This window comes from Acidimicrobiales bacterium (genome assembly GCA_041394245.1).
In the GTDB taxonomy this organism is placed as follows: domain Bacteria; phylum Actinomycetota; class Acidimicrobiia; order Acidimicrobiales; family Aldehydirespiratoraceae; genus JAJRXC01.
This window is the reverse complement of sequence record JAWKIR010000002.1, coordinates 2,247,441-2,267,009: the sequence shown is the minus strand read 5'-3', so window position 1 is coordinate 2,267,009 and position 19,569 is coordinate 2,247,441. Positions and strand designations below refer to the sequence as shown.

Here is a 19,569-nt window from a genome sequence, read left to right as displayed (position 1 = left end):
TAATGACTCCGCGCCCCGAACGGGCTCGACGATCCGAACACCTCCGAGTGGCGACGCTGGCGATCGGCGCGCTCGGTGTCGTCTACGGCGACATCGGCACCAGCCCGCTCTATGCGTTACGCGAGTCCTTCGAGGGGGCCGGCCACGAGATACCCGTCGTCGAGGCGAACGTCCTCGGGGTGCTCTCGCTGATCGTCTGGTCGCTCATCGTCATCATCTCGGTGAAGTATCTGATTTTCGTGATGCGTGCCGACAACGACCACGAGGGCGGCATCCTCGCCCTCACCGCGCTGATTCCCTCGGGGCTGGGCAGTCGGGTGCGTCTGGTGCTCGTGGTCATGGGCGTGTTCGGCACGGCCCTCCTCTACGGCGACGGGATGATCACGCCGGCGATCTCCGTCCTCAGTGCGGTGGAGGGCGCAGAGGTCGCCACAGATCGACTGGACCACTTCGTGGTGCCGATTGCGATCCTCATCCTCGTCGCGCTCTTCAGCGTGCAACGTCGCGGGACGCATGCGGTCGGTCGGGTCTTCGGCCCCGCCATGATCCTCTGGTTCAGCACCCTTGCGCTGCTCGGTCTGGTGCAACTCGTCGGCGAACCGACCGTGCTGCGGGCGTTCTGGCCCGGCCACGCGGTGCGCTTCTTCCTCGACAACGGGATGAGCGCCTTCCTCTCCCTCGGCTCGGTGTTTCTCGTGGTGACGGGTGGCGAGGCCCTCTACGCCGACATGGGCCATTTCGGACGTCGTCCGATCACCCTCACCTGGTACGCCCTGGTGCTGCCGGCGCTCACACTCAACTATCTCGGGCAGGGCGCGCTGCTGATCGGCGATGCGGAGGCGATCGACAATCCGTTCTATCGGATGGCCCCCGACGCCGCCGTCCTGCCGCTCGTGGTGCTGTCGACGCTGGCCAGCGTGATCGCGTCGCAGGCGCTCATCTCGGGTGCGTTCTCGCTCACGCATCAAGCCGTCGGTCTCGGCTACCTGCCGCGGCTGCGGATCGTCCACACGTCGGCATCCGAACGCGGCCAGGTCTATGTCCCGGTGGTGAACTGGACGCTCATGATCGCGAGCTGCGCGTTGGTGCTCGGGTTCGGCTCGTCGAGCAACCTCGCGGCCGCGTACGGCATCGCCGTCACCGCGACGATGGCGATCACCACCGTCCTCTTCACGGTCATCGCCCGTCACCGCTTCCGCTGGCCACGCACTGCCGCAGTCGCGTTCGCGTTTGTCATGCTGGCGGTGGATCTGGCGTTCTTCGGCGCCAACCTGCCGAAGATCCCCAGTGGCGGCTGGTTCTCCCTCATGGTCGGTGCCGTCCTGCTCGGCTTGATGCTGACCTGGCACGCAGGGCGCCGAAACATGCGCCGTCAGTCGGCCGGCGGGCTGATCGCGATCCCCGATTTCATCGACAGTGTCCGCGACACCGAAGTGGTGCGGATACCGGGAACCGCCGTGTATCTCTACGGCATCCAGGGCTATGCGCCGCCGGCGCTGGTGAGCCACGCCCGCCTGCAACACGTGTTGCATGAGGACGTGATCGTGCTGACCGTCGAGATCGCCGGCGTCCCGAAGGTGCAGCCTGCATTCCGCGTGGAGATGCAGGAATTTTCCGACGGGTTCCGGGGCGCGCGCCTCCGGTTCGGCTTCATGGAGGAGACCGATGTTCCGGCCGCGCTGGCGGGATTGTTGGGGAAGGACGCCGAGGAGGCGCTCTACATGCTGAGTCCGCGTGTCGCGGTCGTCGACGGCTCGGCGAGCTGGTGGGCCACGTGGCGCGACCATGTCTTCGTCGTGCTGCATCGGAACGCAGGCAGCGCGTCCGACAGTTTCCGCCTACCTGCCGACCGCACCCTCAGCATCTCGGGTTCGCTCGCCCTCTGATCGCTGCCTCACGCCGATGCGCCGAACACGCCACGGCGCAGGATGAGCGCGGTCGTGTTGATCGCGTCCTCGACCGAGATGCCGAGTCCGCGGAAGGCGGACGCGGGGAATCCCTCGAGGAGGGCGAAGCAGCTCACGATGTCGGCATCGGTGTCGCCGAAGCTGCGAGCGTCGAGTCCGGTTCGGAGCGCGCGGCTGACCTCGAGCCGGGATCGAGTCGCAGCGTCGAGTCCGGCCGCGCGCGCCTCGGGCAGGCATCCGATGATGCCGCCGTGGCGAGCGAAGAGGTCGAAGTAGTCGCTCGCCCACGGGGCTTCCGTGCCGGCTGCGAGTGGCCAGGACGCCAACAGCTCCACGATCTCGTCGGTTGCCGCGTCGACATGTTCGGAGAACACCGCGTCCTTGTCGCGGTAGTAGCGATAGAAGGTCCCGTGCGACACGCCCGCCTCGACCGCGATGTCGTCGACCCTCACCCCCTCGTATCCCAGCGTGCCGAAGGCGGCTGCGGCTGCGTCCATCAGCTTGGTCCGCGTTGCCATACCCCGGGCCTGGCGGCGTTCGTCGTCGGGATTCGTCGCCCGGGTTTGCCCTGGCGTGCGACGACCGGTGCCCGGTCGCGATTCGCCGATGTTGATGCCGTCGATCGCTCCGAAGATCGAGCGGGGGATGAGGTCGGTGAGCGCATCGGTCGCCCGCGCATCGGTCACCGATCCCACCCGCCGGCGATAGACGGACGCGCCGTATGCCACCGAGTTGATCGCGACGGCCTGCACCTCGAGGGCGACCGGATCGGCCGGCGGGTCGACGATGACGTCGCAGAGCCGCGACCGGTAGGCCGCACTGAGCGTGACCGACCCCGTCACCATCTGGTCGTCGGTGCGGACCGCAGCGGCGAAGTTGTCGGCCACCGCGCGATAGCGGGCATGGACGGCGGCGAGACCCGTCAGCCACGAGGCGATCTCGTCGCGCCCCCGCCGATCCGGTGTGATCGGCCCCATGCGGTCCAGCACCTCGAGGAGTTCGGCGCCGAACCGAGCGGCCAGGCGCCGGTGGAGATCCTCTTTGCCGGAGAAGTACTGGTAGAAGGTCGGCCGGGAACAGCCGGCGATGTCGGTGATCGCTTCGACGCTCGTGCGCGCGTAGCCGGTGGCGGCGAACGCGTCGTTGGCCGCGGCAAGGATGCGTTGTTGCGTCGCCCGGCCGGCCTCGCCCACGGTCGGGTTGGTGCCGAACGGTGCGCGCCGGGAAGTCGTGATGTCCTCCATGGACCTCTCAGGGTAGGCGCCAGCGGTCGCCCGCCGCCCCGGTCGGGTCAGAGGATCGCGCCCGACTCCTTCATCGCGATGATGTCGTCCCAGTCGATGCCGAGTTCGTTGAGGATGAGTTCGGTGTGTTCGCCGAGCTCGGGGGCCCGCTCCACCTCGATCGGTTCCTCGTCGAACTGGGCCGGGCTGGCGACCAGCTGCACCTCGTCGCCCGAGCCGTGCGTCATCGCCGGCAGGTAGCCGTTGGCGATCACCTGCGGGTCGGCGTAGAGCTCGTCGAGGGTCTGGAACGGCGTCCACACGCCATCGAAGGTCTCGAGTCGTTCCTTCCATTCGTCGAGGGTGCGTTCGGCAAACGCCTCGTCGAGGATGTCGATGCAGTCGGGCCCGTTCTGGGCCCGGGCCGAGGAATGGTTGAATCGTTCGTCGTCCACCAGGATCGGTCGTTCGAGTCGGGCCGCGAAGTCTTCCCAGTGCTTGTCACTCTGGAGCAGGATCAGGCTGATGAAGCGCCCGTCCTTCGTGCGGTAGACGCCCACCCCCGGATTGGGCGACATGCGTCGGTCGCCGCGGGGGAGCGAGCTCATACCGAAGAGTTTCGACGCCACGACCAGCGGTGAGATCTGCCACATCGCCGTCGCGAGCAGCGAAACGTCGACAACGCTGCCCTCGCCGGTGCGCTCTCGTTTGACGAGCGCAGCGGCGATCGCGCCGGCGACGCTCAGTCCACCCATGACGTCGCCGAACGCGGGCGATGCCTGGCCGGCCGGCCAGCCGTCGTCGCCGGGCGGGAACACGGCGCCGAGTCCGCCGCGAGCCCAGAACGACGCGCCGTCGTAGCCGCCCTTCTCGGCGTCGGGCCCTTGGGGCCCCTGACCGGAGCCGCGGGCGATGATGATGTTCGGGTTGCGGGCCCGGATGTCGTCGGTGTCCACCCGCAGCTTGCGGCGAATGGGCGGCAGATAGTTGGTGAGGAAGACGTCGGCCGTCTCGATGAGTTTCAGGAACGCCTCGCGCCCGTCGTCGCTGCGGAGGTTGATCGCCATGCTCCGCTTCGAGCGGTTGGGTTGCTCGATCATGAAGTTGACGCCGCCGGCGCCGCCGGGGACGAGCCCGGAGGTGATCAGGCCACGTTGGGGATCGCCACCGTCGGGGGGCTCGACCTTGATGACGTCGGCGCCCCAGTCGGCGAGCACCGAACCCGCCGACGGCACGAACATCCAGCTCGCCAGTTCGACGACGCGGATGCCGTCGAGCGGCCCGCTCATGCGGGCCAACCCACGGTCTTCGTCTCGGTGAAGATCTCGAGGCCCTCGATGCCGCACTGGCGGCCGATGCCGGAGTTCTTGTAGCCACCGAACGGCGCGTCGGCGCCGTACCAGACACCACCGTTGATCCCGATCGTTCCGGTCCGGAGCCTCGCAGCCACGGCCTTGGCTCGCTCGAGATCCGCGCTGAAGACGTTGCCCGAGAGGCCGAACGTCGAGTCGTTCGCGATGCGGATCGCATCCTCGTCGTCGTCGTACGCGATCAGGCAGATCACCGGTCCGAAGATCTCCTCCTGGGCGATCGTCATCGAGTTGTCGACGTCGACGAACAGCGTCGGCTCGACGTAGTACCCCTTGTCGAGGTGGGCGGGCACGCCGCCGCCGATCGCGACGCGGGCGCCTTCCTCGATCCCCTTCTGGATGTAGGCGAGCACACGGTCCTGCTGCTTCTTCGAGACCTGTGGGCCCTGCAGGTTGTTGGCATCCGTGGGGTCGCCATAGTTCCAGTTGGCGAAGCTCTCGGTCGCGACGGCGACGGCTTCGTCGTACTTGCTGCGGGGGACGAGCAGGCGGGTGGGGATCGCGCAGCCCTGGCCGCCGTGCATGCACGAGGTGACGGCGCTCGCCAGTGCCTGGGACAGGTCGACATCGTCGAGATAGATGTTGGCGGACTTGCCGCCGAGTTCGAGGAACACCGGCTTCAGGGTCGACGACGCCGCCTCCATGATGCGGCGGCCCGTCGCGCTCGAGCCGGTGAATGCGACCATGTCGACATCGGGCGAGGTCGTGAGGACCTCGCCGGTCAGGTGGTCCTGGCTCGACACGATGTTGACCACACCGGGCGGGATGTCGGTCTTCTCGACGATCAATCGGGCGAGCCGCGCCGCCGTGGCCGACGTGTCGGGCGCCGGCTTGAGCACGCACGTGTTGCCCATCGCCAGGATCGGGCCGAGCTTGTTGAGGGTGATCTCGATCGGGAAGTTCCACGGGACGATGACCCCGATGACGCCGAGGGGCTCCTTCCAGACTTCGCGTTCGGTCTGGTAGCCGACGCCCATGGCGTCCTTCGTGCCGATCGAGCGCTTCCACTCGAAGGAGTCGATCATCTCGGCCGGCCAGGCGAGCGCCTCACGCAACGGCGCGTCGAGCTGGGGGCCATAGGTGATCAGCAGCGGACAACCGACCTCGGCGACGAGGTCGGCGCGCATCTCCTCCTGTTCGCTCTCGATCGCAGCCTGGAGTTGGAGCAGGCACTGCTTGCGGAACGCGTGGTTCGTCGACCAGTCGGTCGTGTCGAACGCCTTGCGGGCCGCGGCGACCGCAGCTTCCATGTCGGCCTTGCTGCCGTCGGCGACCTGTCCGATCACCTCTTCGGTGGCCGGATTGATGTTGTCGAACAGTGCGCCGTTCTCGGCGTCGACGAGCTTGCCGTCGATCAACAGCTTCGAGTCCACTACGTCCTCCAGACGAGTTCGAGGTTGTCGACGCTGCGCAACCCCATGGTGTATGCGGGCGTGGTGCCCGGCTTGAGTTCATACGACGGCACGCGTTTGTGCCATTCCTCGAGACACACCCGCAGTTCCATCCGGGCGAGATGCGAGCCGAGACAGCGGTGGACGCCGCCGCCGAACGCGATGTGCTTGTTGATCTCCCGGTCGAAGTCGACCGTGTCGGCATCGTCCCAGAACCGCTCGTCGGTGTTGGCCGAGCCGAGGTTGACCGACACCTTGTCGCCGGCATGGATCGGACAGCCCGACAGTTCGGTGTCGGCGGTCGCGACCCGGATCACCCCGGCGACCGGACTCTCCCAGCGCAGCAGCTCCTCGACGGCTGCCGGGATGTCGGCGGGTTGGTCGACCAGACGCTTCTGCTGCGCCGCGTTCTGGGCGAGATAGGCGAGCATGCAGTCGAGCGAGGCGGTGACCGTGTCGAGTCCGGCGAGGAAGAAGAGGTAGCCGATGTCGAGCACGTCGGCCTCGGTGAGGCGATGACCCTCCACCTCGGCGTCGAGAAACTGCGAGATGAAGTCGTCGGTGGGGTTCGCCTTCTTCTCGTCGATCGCTTCCTGGAGCACCGCGTAGATCTTCTGGCCGGTGACGTTGCGGAACTCTGTCGCCTCGTCGAATCCGTCGACCGGAGGTCGGATGATGCCGTCCTTCAGCTCGATGAACTCCGGGGTGCGCTCGACCGGAAGGCCGAACATGGTGAGGAACACCTGGCTCGGGAGCGGCTCGGCGATCGATCGATGGAAGTTGCACTCGCCGTCGTCGATCACCGTGTCGATGAGGTCGTTGACGAGGGCCCGGGTCGACGCTTCGAGCAGGGCGACCCGGCGCGGCGCGAACAGCGGATCGAGCAGCTTGCGGTACTTCGAGTGTTCGGGCGGATCGATCTCGAGCGGGATCAGCGGGCGGACCTGGCCGATCTCGGCCGCCCCGAGACTCGAGAAGACGTCGGCGTTCTGCAGGACGGTCATCACGTCGCCGTGGAGCGCGACGCTGGTGCCGGTCATCATCTCGTGCTCGACCGCCATCACCGGCATGTGGTCGCGGAGGAACTTGTACATCTCCTGCGGTGGTCCGCTCAGGTCGATGCCGTCGTCGGTGTCGCTCATTGGCTGTTCAGCTTTCGATGATGGTGATGGCGTCTTCAGGACAGTTGCCGGCGCCCTTGCGCGAGGCGTCGTGCAGTTCGGGTCCGACGGTCTCGGAGATGACGAGCCCGTAGCCGTCGTCGTCTGATCCGAAGACGGCGGATGCGAGCACGTAGCAGCGTCCGTGACCCTGACAGCGTTCCCGGTCGAGTTCGATCCTCACGTCAGGCTCCCAGGAGTTCCTTGAGGTTGCCGCCCATGATCTTGGCGACATCGGCGTCGCTGAGGCTGTCGGGCAGGTCGTCGGCGAACTCGATCGGGTTGGCGAGGCCCTCGGGGTGGGGGTAGTCGGATCCGAACAGCAGACGATCGGCGCCCATGATGTCGATCAGGTCTTCGAGTCCGTCCTCCCAGAACGGGTTGACGTAGACGTTGCGGGTGAAGGTGTTGACCGGGTGCTCGGCGAACTCCTGCGGCATCTTCTTGTAGATGCCCTCGAGGTTCGCGATGAGCGGCTTGACCCAGGTTCCGCCGTTCTCGATCGTACCGAAGCGCATGTCGGGGAACCGGGTGAAGGCACCGTGGCAGATCATCGCGTTCATCATGTCGGTGATGGCGCGATTGTTCATGACGAGGAAGCGGAACGGGTTGGGCTTGAACGGCAGCATCTCGTTGCCGCGGCCCTCCCAGATGCCCGAGAGATCGGCGTAGCCCGAGTCGGACGAGTGCATGCCGACGAACACGCCGGATTCCTGCACCCGGGCCCAGAACGGATCGAACTCCTCGAGCCCGGGCGAGCGCGGCCCCCGCAGCCCCCACGCCGGCGCCGGCCGGATCAGGACGCACCGCGCGCCCTTGTCGAGGGCCCATTCGAGTTCCTCGATGGCCTTCTCGACGATCGGCAGCGCGATCACGGGTGTCGTGAAGATGCGGTTCTCGTGGTTGAAGCCCCACTCGTCGAGGAGCCACTGGTTGAGCGAATGCACGGCGGCGTGGCACAGGTCCGGGTCGTCGCGCATCCGCTCTTCGAGGAGACTGGCGAGCGTCGGGAACATCAGCGTGCCGTCGATCCCGAGCTCGTCGAGGTGGGGGAGCCGGGCCTGCGCGTTGCGGGCCCATTCGGGGCACTTCATCGGCTCACCGAAGATCTCGCGGAGGCTCTTCCCCTCGGGGTTGCCGTTGCGGTAGTACTCCTCCTGCGCGCCGGGTCGGGCCACGACCTCGAAGGTCGGGTTGGGGATGTAGTCGGAGATCTTGTCGTTGACCGCGATCTTCGTGCGCCCGTCGACCTGCACGTACTTGATCGCTCCCTTGTACTTCTCGGGGAGGTAGCGGGTGAAGGCCTCTTCGGTCTCGTACAGGTGGTTGTCGGAGTCGAAGACGGGGTAGTCGATCGTGCGCGCCACTGATGTTCCCTTCCGAGCTGATCTAACAGTGGCGTCAGTATTTCTCGCGTCGGGCCGGATGTCTAGATGACGTGTTCTACGCTCCCGGCCATGGACTCACCCATGGACTACTTCGACCTCACCGGCCGCACCGCCATCGTGACCGGCGGGAGCCGCGGGCTCGGCAAGGAAATGGTGCAGGCGTTCGCCGCCCAGGGAGCGAACGTCGTCATCGCGAGTCGCAAGCTCGCGAACTGTGAGGCGCTCGCCGCCGAGGTGGAGGAGCGGTTCGGGGTACGGGCGCTCCCCGTCGAGTGCCACATCGGCTACTGGGATCAGGCCGAAGCGCTGGCCGCGCGGGCGATCGCCGAGTTCGAGACGATCGACATCCTCGTCAACAACGCGGGCATGTCGCCCCTCTACGAGTCGCTCGATGCCATCGACGAGGCGCTCTACGACAAGGTGATGGAGGTCAACCTCAAAGGAACCTTCCGGCTGACCGTCCTGCTGGCCGAGCACATGAAGGCCAACGGCAAGGGCTCCATCATCTCGGTCAGTTCCACTGCCGCGGTGAAGCCGACGCCCGGTGAGGTCGTCTACGGACTCGCCAAGGCGGGGCTCCACAATCTCACCGAGAGCTTCTCGAGGGCCTACGGACCGGAGGTACGCGTCAACTGCATCCAGCCGGGGCCGTTCCTGACCGACATCTCGAAGGCGTGGAGTGAGGCGGCGATCGCCAACATCGGCAAGGGCATCTCTCTCGGTCGCGCCGGCGAGCCCCACGAGATCATCGGCGCCGCGCTCTACTTCGCGAGCGACGCGTCCAGCTTCACCACCGGCGCGATCCTCCGCATGGACGGCGGACTCGCCTGAACCCGTGGCGGGGTCACGGGCGCATGTACCAGCCGCCGCTGGCGTTGATCGTCTCGCCGGTGACGAACGACGACTCGTCGCTCACCAGCCACGCCACCACGTTGGCGATGTCGGCGGGAGTGCCGAGTCGGCGGAGGGGGGTCCTCGGCGCCTCATCGAGTAGTTGTGGTGCTTTCGCGTCGACGAACCAGGTGTGGATGATCCCCGGCGCGACCCCGTTGCAGCGGACGCCGCTCGGCCCGTACTCCGTGGCGATGGTGCGCGTGAGTTGGTGGAGGGCCGCCTTGGCGCCCGCGTAGGGGCCCTCGTTGGTGCCGTGGATCCAACCGGCGACGGACGTGATGTTGACGATCGATCCCCACCCCTGTTCGACCATCGCCGGCAGCAACGCCCGGCAGAGATACCAGGGGCCGGAGAGGTTGACGCCGATCGCCCAGTCCCACTGCTCGGGGGTCATGTCGCCCACGGGGTTCAGCGCATTGACCGCCGCATTGTTCACGAGCACGTCGACGACGCCGAAGCGCTCGCGGGCCGCGGCGAGCGTGGCGTCGATCTGGGCGCGGTCGCCTGCGTCCATCAGCGAGCCCATCACCCGGTCGGCGCCGAACTCGTCGGCGAACTCGGCGACCGTTTCGTCGGTGCGCCGTTCGTGCACGTCGGTGACGACCACGTTGGCGCCCTCGGTGAGGAGCCGGCGCGCGGTGGCCTTGCCGATGCCGCCACCGGCCGCACCGGTGACGAGGGCCGTGTGGCCGGTGAGGCCGTAGATCCCGGTCAGGCCTTTGCCTTCGCGTTCGCCGCGAAGTCGACCAGTGAGATCTTCTCCGCACCGTCGTGGCGTCCGGTCGACATCGACTTGATCGACACGTCGTGGTCGCCGGCCGCTTCGCGTAGCGCGCCCACCGTGCAATCGGCTCGATCGATCACCGAGAACGGGTCGTAGGAGTACCACTCCATGGCGTTGAGGTGCGTGATCTTGTCGACCTCATCGTCGGGAACGCCGGTGAACACCTCCTCGAGCTCTTCGGGCGCGTTGGGCCAGTTCGAGTCGGAGTGGGGGTAGTCCATCTCCCACGTGATGTTGTCGATGCCGATCTCGTGGCGAAGAATGATGCCGACCGGGTCGGTGATGAAGCAGGTGAGGAAGTTCCGGCGGAACACCTCACTCGGCAACAGGTCGCCGAAGTCCTGACCCGTCCACGTGTGGTGCATCTTGTAGGTCTTGTCGGCGCGGTCCATGAAGTAGGGAACCCAACCGGTGCCGCCCTCGGACAACGCGATCTTGATCTCGGGGTAGCGCCGCGGGACCGTCGACCACAAGAGGTCGGCGGCCGCGGTCGAGATGTTCATCGGCTGCATCTGGATCATCACGTCCATCGGCGCGTTCGGTGCGGTGACCACGAGCTGGCCCGACGAACCGAGATGGATCGACAGGACCGTGTTGTGCTCGACACACGCCTCCAGCATCGGATTCCAGTGCTCGTCGTGCCAGCTCGGCTGGCCCAGCGGCACCGGGTTCTCGGTGAAGATCATCGAGTGGCAACCCTTCTCTGCCACTCGGGCGATCTCGGCTGCCGTTTCCTCGGGCGACCAGAGCATCGGCAGCGCGGCCGGGATGAAACGACCCGGATACGCGCCGCACCATTCGTCGATGTGCCAGTCGTTGTAGGCCCGGATGAGGTCGGCCGCGAACTCCTTGTTGGGGTGCGAGGCGAAGAGGCGACCGGCGAAGCCGGGGAAGCTCGGGAAGCACATCGACCCGAGCACTCCGCCCGCGTTCATGTCCTTGATGCGTTCGTGGATGTCGTAGCAGCCGGGGCGCATCTCCTCGAACGAGGTCGGCTCCATGCCGTATTCCTCCTTCGGGCGTCCGGCGACGGCGTTGAGCCCCACGTTCGGGATCACCGCGCCGTTGAAGGTCCAGACGTCGTTGCCCTCCTCGGTCCGGATGAGCTTCGGCGCCTCGTCCTTCCACTTCGCCGGAAGGTGTTCGTCGAACATGTGCGGCGGTTCGCACAGATGATCGTCGACACTGACCAGGATCATGTCGTTCTTGTCCACGGGGTCCCCCTTGACCTAAGCCGGCTGCTCAAAGGAATCTAACACCAACGTCACATTCGACTTCCAGACGGCAGACCATGATCTTCGACGCAGACAACCACTACTACGAGCCCGACGACTGTTTCACCCGGTTCATGCCTTCGGGCCAGATGGACGAAGCGATCCGTGTGGTCGAGGACGACGGCGGGTCCCGAGTGCTCATCGGCGACCGGCCGTTCACCTTTCTCAAGGAGCCGTTCTCGGAGGTGCACACCAAGCCCGGCTCGTTGCGCGAGATGCTCCGCAACATGAAGGCGGGCCTCCCCGTCGAGGAGAACGACGCCATCGAGAACGTGCGGCCCGAGTACCGCGAACGTGGGCCTCGCCTCGCGCTGATGGACGAGCAGGGTGTCGACGCGATGGTGCTGTTCCCGACCGTGGCGGTGTGCGTCGAGCACTTCATGAAGGACAATCCGGCGCGGACCTATGCCAACGTCCACTCGTTCAATCGTTGGCTCGACGAGGACTGGGGCTTCGGTGCCGACGGTCGCATCTATGGCGTGCCGCTGATGTCGTTGATCGACGTCGATGCCGCGATCGCCGAACTCGAGTTCGTGATGGATCGCGGCGCACGGTTCATCCACCTCCGGCCGGGTCCGCAGGGCGGGCGGAACCCGGGGGATCCGATCTTCGACCCGTTCTGGGAACGCGTGAACGAGGCGGGGCTGACGGTGACGTTCCACATCTCCGAGTCGGGCTACAACGAGCTGTTCTCCGTCGCGTGGGGCGAGGAGGCCAACCCGTCGTCGCACCAGCAGTCGGCGTTCCAGTGGACGAGCTTCTACGGCGACCTCCCGATCATGCAGACGATCGCGGGTCTCACGTTCATGAACTTCTTCGGCCGCTTCCCGAACATCCGGATCATGTCGGTCGAGAACGGATCGCTGTGGGTGCCGTACCTGCTCGGCGCGATGGACAAGATGAAGGGCATGGGCCGCAACGGCCCGTGGCCGGGCGGCTATGTGAGCGGGCGACCGAGCGAGATCGTGAAGGAGAAGGTCTTCGTGTCGCCGTACCACGAGGAGAACATCCCGGCATTGTGCGAGACGATCGGCGCGGGACAGGTGTTGTTCGGCTCCGACTTCCCCCACGCCGAAGGTTTGGCCGAACCGCTCGCGTTCCGCGACGGTCTCACCGGACTGAGCGACCACGATCAGGCGCTCATCATGGGCGAGACGATGGCCGCGCTCTCCGTCGCTCCGTGATCGATCTCGCCGCCCACGGGCTGATCCCGCCGGCAACCCCGCCGCGCGACGTCGGAGGACCGGGCTCGGTTGCTCGGTTGCTCGACGACGCCCTGACCCGCGATCCCGACCGGCTCGCGTTGGTCGGTCGGAGTGGCCGCTTCACGATGGCCGAGCTCGACGCCGAGGTCGGGCGTGCCGCCGGTGCTCTCGCCGCCCTCGGGGTGGGCATCGGCGACCGGGTCGCCATGTCGCTGCCCAACGACGTCGACATCGTGATCGGCTATCTCGCCGCGATGCGACGGGGTGCGATCTGGCTCGGGATCAATCGGCCGCTCGCGCCACCCGAGAAGGCCTACATGCTGCGCGACGCAGAGGTGTCGGTCCTGTTGACCGACGCCGACACCGCAGCGAGCCTCGATCCTCGTCGTGGCGAACTCGGCGACCTCCGCGAGTTACTCACGGTCGACGAGTGGCGCGGGGCAGTGGCTGCGGCATCCACCGACCTCGCGCCGGTGGCGATCGATCCGCTGGCGCCCGCCGCGATCGCCTACACGTCCGGCACCACCGGATTCCCCAAGGGAGCGGTCCATTCGCAGCACAACATGCTGTTGCCCGGGCGGGTCAGCGCGGTGCGCGGGACACATCGCTCCGGAGGAGTGATGGGGGTCCCACTTCCGCTGACGATCCTCAACCTCATCATCCTCGGACCGTGTATGGCCTACCAGTGCGACATGAGCCTCGTCGCCATGGACCGGGTCGATGGTGTCGGCATGGCCGAGTGGATCGCGGCGGAGAACGTCACCACCTTCTCCGCGGTGCCGGCGATGGTCCACGACCTGCTCACCAACGAGTCGGTGACCGACGAGATGCTCGCGTCGATCGATGCGATCGGGGTCGGGGGTGCAGACATGCCCGATGCGTTCCGTCGTCTCTACCGAGAACGCTTCGGGACTCGCGTGGGTACCGGCTATGGCCTGACCGAAGCGCCGACCGCGGTGACGGTCGAAGACGTCACCGAGCCGGCGGTTCCCGGCTCGTGCGGCAGGGCGCTACCCCAATGCGCGATCCACATCCTCGACGAGTCGGGTGTCCCCGTCGCGGTCGGCGAGGCCGGCGAGGTCTGTGTCGGCCCGGCGCTCGAGGGGGAGTGGGCCGACGTCTACCGGCCGATGCTCGGCTACTGGAACCGACCCGAGGCATCGGCCGAAGCGCTGCGGGATGGCCTGCTGCACACCGGCGACATCGGCTCGCTCGACGCCGACGGCAACCTCAGGATCCACGATCGGAAGAACGATCTCATCATCCGCGGCGGGGCCAACGTCTATCCCGCCGAGGTCGAGCGCGTCCTCCACGAGAACCCTTCGGTCGCGGCGTGCGCAGTCATCGGGGTCCCCGACGAGCGACTCGGTGAACGCGTCGTCGCCTTCGTCGAGCTGATGGATGGCGCGGCGGTGTCCGAGGCTGAGCTGCAGTCGCTGTGCCGCGAACAGCTGGCCCGGTACAAGGTCCCCGATGCCGTGACGTTCGTCGACGGGTTCGAGCGCACCCCCATGGGCAAGATCAGGAAAACCCTCCTCCGAGAAAGTATCTAGGGGTCAGACACCCATACCTTCTCGGCGGCAGTCGATGGTCTGCCCAGCCGGGCGCTCGCATGGTCGACGAGCTCGGCGAAGATCGGATCGCGCAGGAGGCGGCGTCGTGCTCGCGCCACCGCGGACCGAGCGACCGCAACGCTGCCGTATCCGTAGCGTTGGCACAGGTCGTCCATCGGTACGGCAGTGTGGAGCGACGCCAGGTAGAGCAGCGCCAGCCGGACGTCGTTGCGCACTCCACGACCACCGCAGCGCACCACGGCGAGCTCCGAATCGCTGTCGACCCCGAGGGCGACCTCGACGTCGGTGGGACGGAGCATCTGCGGCCGGCGACGGGCCGTTGGGGCGAACGGGGGGCCGGACGCGGTGCGTTCGGTTGCGTCCAGCACGAAGTCGATGTAGGCCGCTCGGCTCGGGAACCGATCGAGCAGCCTGGTGGTCGTGAGCCAGCGCGGTCGCCGGACCTCATCGGTGTACGCGAGGTGGCTGGTCCACCGGAACGCCTCCGGCGTTGCCGGCCCGTCGACGATCGGATTCCGGTGGATGTACCGCAGCGTGGCGGACAGATGGGCGTCGTCGTGCACGGGCTTCGAGCGGTAGCGGCTCCGGAACAGCGGGCCGTCGTAGCCGTATTTGATGTTGAACCGTTGGGCGTAGCGGCCGGTCAGACCCTTCATCGCGGCAGACAGCTTCGGGACCTCGGCCTCGACGAGCAGGTGGAAGTGGTTGGGCATGAGCGCGTACGCGTGGACCCGCACCTCGGCCGTCGTCACCGAATCGGCGAGCAGGCCGAGGAACGCGAGTCGATCTGCGTCGTCGCCGAAGACGGGGAGTCGACGAGCCCCCCGGTTCATGACGTGGTGCCAGGTTCCACCGAGTGCTGATCGGAGCATGCGTGCCATGCACCCGCACCGTAGGTCGGGGGTGTGACGCCCCCGAGAAGGTAAGGGTGTCTGACCCCAGAAGGTATGGGGCTACTCGAAGCCGAGGGCGCCGAAGTCCCATTCGATCTCGCCGGCGATCATCTTGACGATGGGGGCGTCGTAGGCGTCGACCAACGCGGCGTTGGTGTGGCCCTGGTCGACCTGGAGCGTCTCACCGTTGATGCCCTTCGCGGCGTCGCTACAGAGGAAGACCATCGTGCTCGCCATCTGATCGGGGGTGAGCGTGTCGACGCCGGCGGCCTCGCGATAGTCGGCGGCGTAGGTCAGCCACATGTCGGCGTTGGCCTCGGCCAGCGGGGTCACCGTGGGCCCGGGCAGGATGCAGTTGATCCGGTAGCCGGCCTTCAGCATCGGGAACGCCTGTTGGGCGACGTAGAGATTGATCGCCTCCTTGCTGAAGCCGTAGCTGTCGGTGTCGGGATTCTCCTCGGTCCAACGGGCGGCGGACGCCCAGTCGGCGTTGCTGAGGAAGTCGCGGACGCGCTCGATGTTCTTCTTCCACCCCAGACCCGCGGTCGACGAGATGAAGGCGATGGCGCCGCCCTGGGCGAGCTTGCCCTGGGCGATCAGCCGATCGATGAAGTGGCGCTGGGCGGTGAAGTTGATGAGCATGATGCCGGCCGTGCCGTCGGCGACTCCGGCGCAGGCGAAGACCGCGTGGACCGGGCCCTCGATCGCGTCGGCGGCGGCATCGACGCTCGCCTGGTTGCGAAGGTCGACCTCGATCTTCTGGGCGCAGTCGTAGTCGACGGGGGCCACGTCGAGGACGATCACCTCGGCGCCGAGCTCGCCGGCCATGCGGGCGGTCTCCGCACCCATGCCGGTCGCGCCGCCGATCACGATGGCTCGTTTGCCTTCGTAGCGGAACAAGTCGATGGTCATGGTTTCTCCATTGCCGGTTGAGATGGTTACGGTGACGCCACTGTTAGAAAAGCGCGACAGGGGAATTATGGATCTCGAACTCTCCGACGACCAGTTCGAACTGCGAGACAACATCCGTTCGGTGCTCGAAGGGGCCTGTCCGCCAGCGGTGGTGCGGGCCATCTTCGAAGGTGAGGGGACGTCTGCGGACCTGTGGGCGCAGATGACCGAGCTCTACTGGCCGGCCCTCGGCGTGGCCGAGGACGCCGGCGGACTCGGCATGGGATTCGTCGAGGTCGGCCTGCTCGCCGAGGAACTCGGCCGGGCAGCAGCCCCGGGTCCGCTGCTCGCGATGGTGAGCCAGTTCATTCCGATGGTCGCGGCGGCGGGCGCGACGGAGTTGCTCGCTGCGGCCGCTGCCGGCGAGACGGTCGGCGCGCTGGCCTACGCCGAGCACGGCCGCTGGGATCCGGCGTCGGTCACGACCATCGCATCCCGATCCGGCGACGGATGGGTCGTCTCGGGAACGAAGGACGCCGTGCTCGCCGGCGCGACGGCGGAGGTCTTCGCGGTGGTCGCCCGGGTCGGCGACGAGCTCGGCGTGTTCCGTGTGGAGCGCGATGCGTGCACCGTCGAGACCACCGCGCTGATCGACCCGGGCCTCGAGCTCGCCGACGTGACGTTCGCCGATTCGGCGGCGTCGGTGCTGATCGAACCAGGTCCGGGGGCGCTGGCCGCCATCGACGAGGTGTCGCAGCAGGCGAGCGTCGCCATGGCGCTGCACATCGTCGGTGCCTGTCGGCGGATCTTCGAGGTCACCCTCGAGTACGCGAAGGTCCGCGAGCAGTACGACCGTGTCATCGGCTCGTTCCAGGCGCTGAAGCACCGCTTCGCCGAGATGTACCTCGCGGTCGAGCGCGCCAACGCCGTCGGCTACTACGCCGCACTGGCCATCGCAGAGAACGACGACGCGCGAGCCGAGGCGGTGCATGTGGCCAAGGCCGCGGCAGGCGACTGCCAGCGGCTGCTTGCCCAGGACGGCCTCCAGCTCCACGGCGGGATCGGCTTCACCTGGGAGAACGACCTGCACTTCCTGCTCAAGCGAGCGAAGGCGGGCGATGTCCTCTGCGGAAGCAGAGCGTTTCACCGAGCGCGCCTCGCCGCGCTCTTGGGCCTGGGGGAGGCAGCATGAAGCTCCGATTCGACGACGAGGTCGAGGCCTTCCGGGCCGAGTTCCTCGAATGGCTCGCCGCCAACCGGCCCCCGGCCGACGAGATCGCCGCCGATCCGCCCCGCTCGAGCGCGTACGTCCCGCAATGGGCGGCCACGTTCACGAAGCGGATGTTCGACGACGGCTGGCTGGTGCCGGGATGGCCGCCCGAACGTGGCGGGCGCAATGCCGGCCCGATCGAGACGCTCGTGTATCTCGAGGAACTCAACAAGGCGGACGTTCCCCGGACGACCAATCCGCAGGGGCTCGGGATCATCGCGCCGTCGTTGCTCGACTACGGCACCGAGGAGCAGATCGAGAAGTACGCGATGCCGCTGTTGCGCGGCGAGACGTCGGCCTGCCTCGGCATGAGCGAGCCCGACGCCGGCAGCGACCTCGCGAACCTCAAGACCCGGGCCGTGCGTGATGGCGACAACTTCATCATCAACGGTCAGAAGGTGTGGACGTCGGGTGCGAACTACGCCGACTTCTGCTTCCTCTTCTGCCGCACCGACCCGGATGCGCCCAAGCACAAGGGCATCTCTATCGTCCTCATGCCGATGGACACGCCGGGCGTCACGGTCCGTCCGCTGAACGAGATCATCTCGCCCGAGTTCCCCGACCTCAACGAGGTGTTCCTCGACGACGTGGTCCTGCCGGTCTCGAACCTGGTCGGTGAGCTCAACAACGGTTGGGCGATGGCCAACGGTTCGCTCGCCCACGAGCGCTCGATGGTGTGGCTCATGGGCGTGATGGGCATGGAATCGTCGATGAACGAACTGCTCGCGGTCGCCCCGTCGAGGTTGGCCGGGCTGTCGGCGGCCGAACAGGCGACCGCCGGCGACGCGATCGCCGGGCTCTACATCGACACGCTCGCATCCCGCTGCCTCGGGTACCGCGGATTCGCCCGCTACGTGAAGACCGGTTCGGCTCCCGAACAGGCGCTCATGAAGATGTATTCGACCGAGATCCGCCGCGATCTCCTCCAAGTCGCTGCGGAGTTGTTCGGCCCGGACTCGCTGCCGACGGGACAGTCCCGACACGGCACCGTGGGCTCGCTCGATGCCTACTTCACGACCTTCGGCGGCACCATCAGCGCCGGTTCCTCGGAGATCCAGCGCAACATCGTCGCCGAACGCGTCCTCGGCCTCCCCCGAGGCTGACCCGCCACACCGGGGAGTTCGGCGCAGCCGAACTCCGAGCAACGCGAAGCGTTGCCGGTGTCAGACACCCGCTACACCGGTGTCAGACATCCGCTACGAGAGTGCTGTCACACCGGCTGCCTAGCGTCGCCGCGCATGGGACGCCTACCACGAACGAGATCCGCCGCCACTTGGCACCACGTCATGAACCGGGGGGCACGTCGACTCTCGATCTTCGGTGACGACGACGACCGTTCGTTCTTCCTGCACTGCATCGGCGAGGCCCTCCCGAGAACCGACGCCCGCGTGCATGCGTACGCGCTCATGGGCAACCACTACCACCTCCTCGTCGAAGGCCCGGCGCCTGCGCTGGCCCGGACGATGAAGCACGTGGGGGAGAACTACACCCGCCGCTTCAACGGCAAGTACGGCCTCGACGGCCCGCTCTTCCGGGGTCGCTACCGTTCGCGACCGATCGACAGCGATCGGTACCTGTTCGTCGTCCTGCGATACATCCACCGCAACCCACTCGAGGACGGGCTCGGCGACCTCGACTACGCCTGGTCCAGTCATCGCGCTTACGCCGATGGCTCTGCACGACTACCGTGGCTCACCACGGGCGAGTTTCTCGGTCGAATCGGGTCGCGTGCGGCGTATCGCCAATTCGTGTCGGCCGGCCGGGACGATCCGATCGGGGGGTTCACAGAACATCATCGACCGGTCCGGACCGGGACCCCTGAGGCCGTCGACTGGGTAGTGGGTCAGTTTGGTTGTCAAGACGAACGGGTTCTCCAAGAAGGTCGAGAACCTCGCCCACGCCGTGTCGCTGCACTACATGCACTACAACTTCGGCCGCACCCATCAGTCGCTCACGATCACCGACCGGCACGGGTACAAGACCAAGCAGACCCCGGCGATGGCCGCGGGGATAGCGGACCATCCGTGGTCGCTTCAACAGATCGCTGGTCTTCTCGACTGATTCTGGCCAGGATGGGAACGTGACCGCAGTCGTGTTTCTCCTATGGCACCAACACCCCGAAGACGAGGAGGGCAAATTGCTCGGCGTCTACTCGTCACGCGACCGAGCATCAGCCCGCATCGACGAGGCAGTCACCCTGCCCGGATTCCGCCGGTTTGTCGACGCTTTCACGATCGACGAATACGAGGTCGACGAAGATCACTGGACAACCGGATTCGCGACGATGGACCTCGACGGCGAATGGGTCGAAGACCCTGACCCATCTCCACGAGATTCAAACTGAC

At 66.8% G+C, this 19,569-nt stretch carries 17 protein-coding genes and 1 pseudogene; 8 read left to right on the top strand and 10 right to left on the bottom strand.

Features of this window, described 5'->3' with window-relative positions:
- The first annotated feature begins 2 nt into the window (after positions 1–2).
- On the top strand, positions 3–1,886 hold the full coding sequence (locus R2707_11265) for a KUP/HAK/KT family potassium transporter (protein ID MEZ5245669.1): 1,884 nt from the start codon (positions 3–5) through the stop codon (positions 1,884–1,886).
- A gap of 8 nt (positions 1,887–1,894) precedes the next feature.
- Here the strand turns inward: R2707_11265 and R2707_11260 are convergent, their stop codons facing one another.
- From R2707_11260 to R2707_11235, 6 genes are read right to left on the bottom strand one after another with little or no spacing between them, the layout of a single operon-like run.
- Positions 1,895–3,151 (bottom strand): TetR/AcrR family transcriptional regulator, encoded by a 1,257-nt coding sequence (locus R2707_11260; GenBank protein MEZ5245668.1) that lies wholly within the window; start codon positions 3,149–3,151, stop codon positions 1,895–1,897.
- A gap of 47 nt (positions 3,152–3,198) precedes the next feature.
- A complete protein-coding gene (locus tag R2707_11255; GenBank protein ID MEZ5245667.1) occupies positions 3,199–4,419 on the bottom strand; it encodes a CoA transferase in 1,221 nt (406 codons plus the stop codon).
- The gene (locus tag R2707_11250; GenBank protein ID MEZ5245666.1) at positions 4,416–5,873 is read right to left on the bottom strand and encodes an aldehyde dehydrogenase family protein; all 1,458 of its coding nucleotides are present in this window, start codon (positions 5,871–5,873) and stop codon (positions 4,416–4,418) included. Before R2707_11250 ends, R2707_11255 begins: the two co-directional genes overlap by 4 nt.
- Positions 5,873–7,033: a cytochrome P450 gene (locus R2707_11245; GenBank protein ID MEZ5245665.1), complete on the bottom strand. Its 1,161-nt coding sequence runs from the start codon at positions 7,031–7,033 to the stop codon at positions 5,873–5,875. Before R2707_11245 ends, R2707_11250 begins: the two co-directional genes overlap by 1 nt.
- 7 nt (positions 7,034–7,040) lie before the next feature.
- Entirely contained in the window at positions 7,041–7,235 is a 195-nt protein-coding gene (locus R2707_11240; protein MEZ5245664.1) for a ferredoxin, read from the bottom strand.
- Between the two features lies 1 nt (position 7,236).
- Positions 7,237–8,418, bottom strand: coding sequence for an amidohydrolase family protein (locus R2707_11235; GenBank protein ID MEZ5245663.1), 1,182 nt, complete (start codon positions 8,416–8,418; stop codon positions 7,237–7,239).
- A 90-nt stretch (positions 8,419–8,508) separates the two neighbouring features.
- Between R2707_11235 and R2707_11230 the strand changes: the two genes are divergently transcribed.
- Entirely contained in the window at positions 8,509–9,270 is a 762-nt protein-coding gene (locus R2707_11230) for a glucose 1-dehydrogenase (protein ID MEZ5245662.1), read from the top strand.
- Positions 9,271–9,283: 13 nt separating this feature from the next.
- Here the strand turns inward: R2707_11230 and R2707_11225 are convergent, their stop codons facing one another.
- Together R2707_11225 and R2707_11220 are read right to left on the bottom strand one after the other, a co-directional pair.
- Positions 9,284–10,039, bottom strand: a complete 756-nt coding sequence (locus tag R2707_11225; protein ID MEZ5245661.1) for an SDR family oxidoreductase — start codon at positions 10,037–10,039, stop codon at positions 9,284–9,286.
- 5 nt (positions 10,040–10,044) lie between these two features.
- Complete coding sequence (locus tag R2707_11220; GenBank protein ID MEZ5245660.1) at positions 10,045–11,331, bottom strand: amidohydrolase family protein; 1,287 nt, start codon at positions 11,329–11,331, stop codon at positions 10,045–10,047.
- A 77-nt stretch (positions 11,332–11,408) separates the two neighbouring features.
- On the opposite strand from R2707_11220, the gene R2707_11215 reads away from it, so the two are divergent.
- On the top strand, positions 11,409–12,575 hold the full coding sequence (locus R2707_11215; GenBank protein MEZ5245659.1) for an amidohydrolase family protein: 1,167 nt from the start codon (positions 11,409–11,411) through the stop codon (positions 12,573–12,575).
- Positions 12,572–14,149: an AMP-binding protein gene (locus R2707_11210; protein ID MEZ5245658.1), complete on the top strand. Its 1,578-nt coding sequence runs from the start codon at positions 12,572–12,574 to the stop codon at positions 14,147–14,149. Before R2707_11215 ends, R2707_11210 begins: the two co-directional genes overlap by 4 nt.
- Here R2707_11210 and R2707_11205 read toward each other — a convergent pair.
- Positions 14,146–15,051 carry a transposase gene (locus R2707_11205; protein MEZ5245657.1) on the bottom strand — a complete coding sequence of 302 codons (906 nt, stop codon included), beginning with the start codon at positions 15,049–15,051 and terminating at the stop codon, positions 14,146–14,148. The two genes, R2707_11210 and R2707_11205, sit on opposite strands and share 4 nt — an antisense overlap.
- Before the next feature lie 72 nt (positions 15,052–15,123).
- On the bottom strand, positions 15,124–15,975 hold the full coding sequence (locus R2707_11200; protein ID MEZ5245656.1) for an SDR family oxidoreductase: 852 nt from the start codon (positions 15,973–15,975) through the stop codon (positions 15,124–15,126).
- A gap of 67 nt (positions 15,976–16,042) precedes the next feature.
- On the opposite strand from R2707_11200, the gene R2707_11195 reads away from it, so the two are divergent.
- From R2707_11195 to R2707_11180, 4 genes and pseudogenes are all read left to right on the top strand, one after another.
- Positions 16,043–17,146 (top strand): acyl-CoA dehydrogenase family protein, encoded by a 1,104-nt coding sequence (locus tag R2707_11195; protein MEZ5245655.1) that lies wholly within the window; start codon positions 16,043–16,045, stop codon positions 17,144–17,146.
- On the top strand, positions 17,143–18,327 hold the full coding sequence (locus R2707_11190; GenBank protein ID MEZ5245654.1) for an acyl-CoA dehydrogenase family protein: 1,185 nt from the start codon (positions 17,143–17,145) through the stop codon (positions 18,325–18,327). The genes R2707_11195 and R2707_11190 overlap by 4 nt, the downstream gene beginning before the upstream one ends.
- A gap of 757 nt (positions 18,328–19,084) precedes the next feature.
- Positions 19,085–19,183: pseudogene (locus R2707_11185) on the top strand (IS1 family transposase).
- Positions 19,184–19,304: 121 nt separating this feature from the next.
- Positions 19,305–19,568 (top strand): hypothetical protein, encoded by a 264-nt coding sequence (locus tag R2707_11180; GenBank protein ID MEZ5245653.1) that lies wholly within the window; start codon positions 19,305–19,307, stop codon positions 19,566–19,568.
- Position 19,569: the final 1 nt, after the last annotated feature.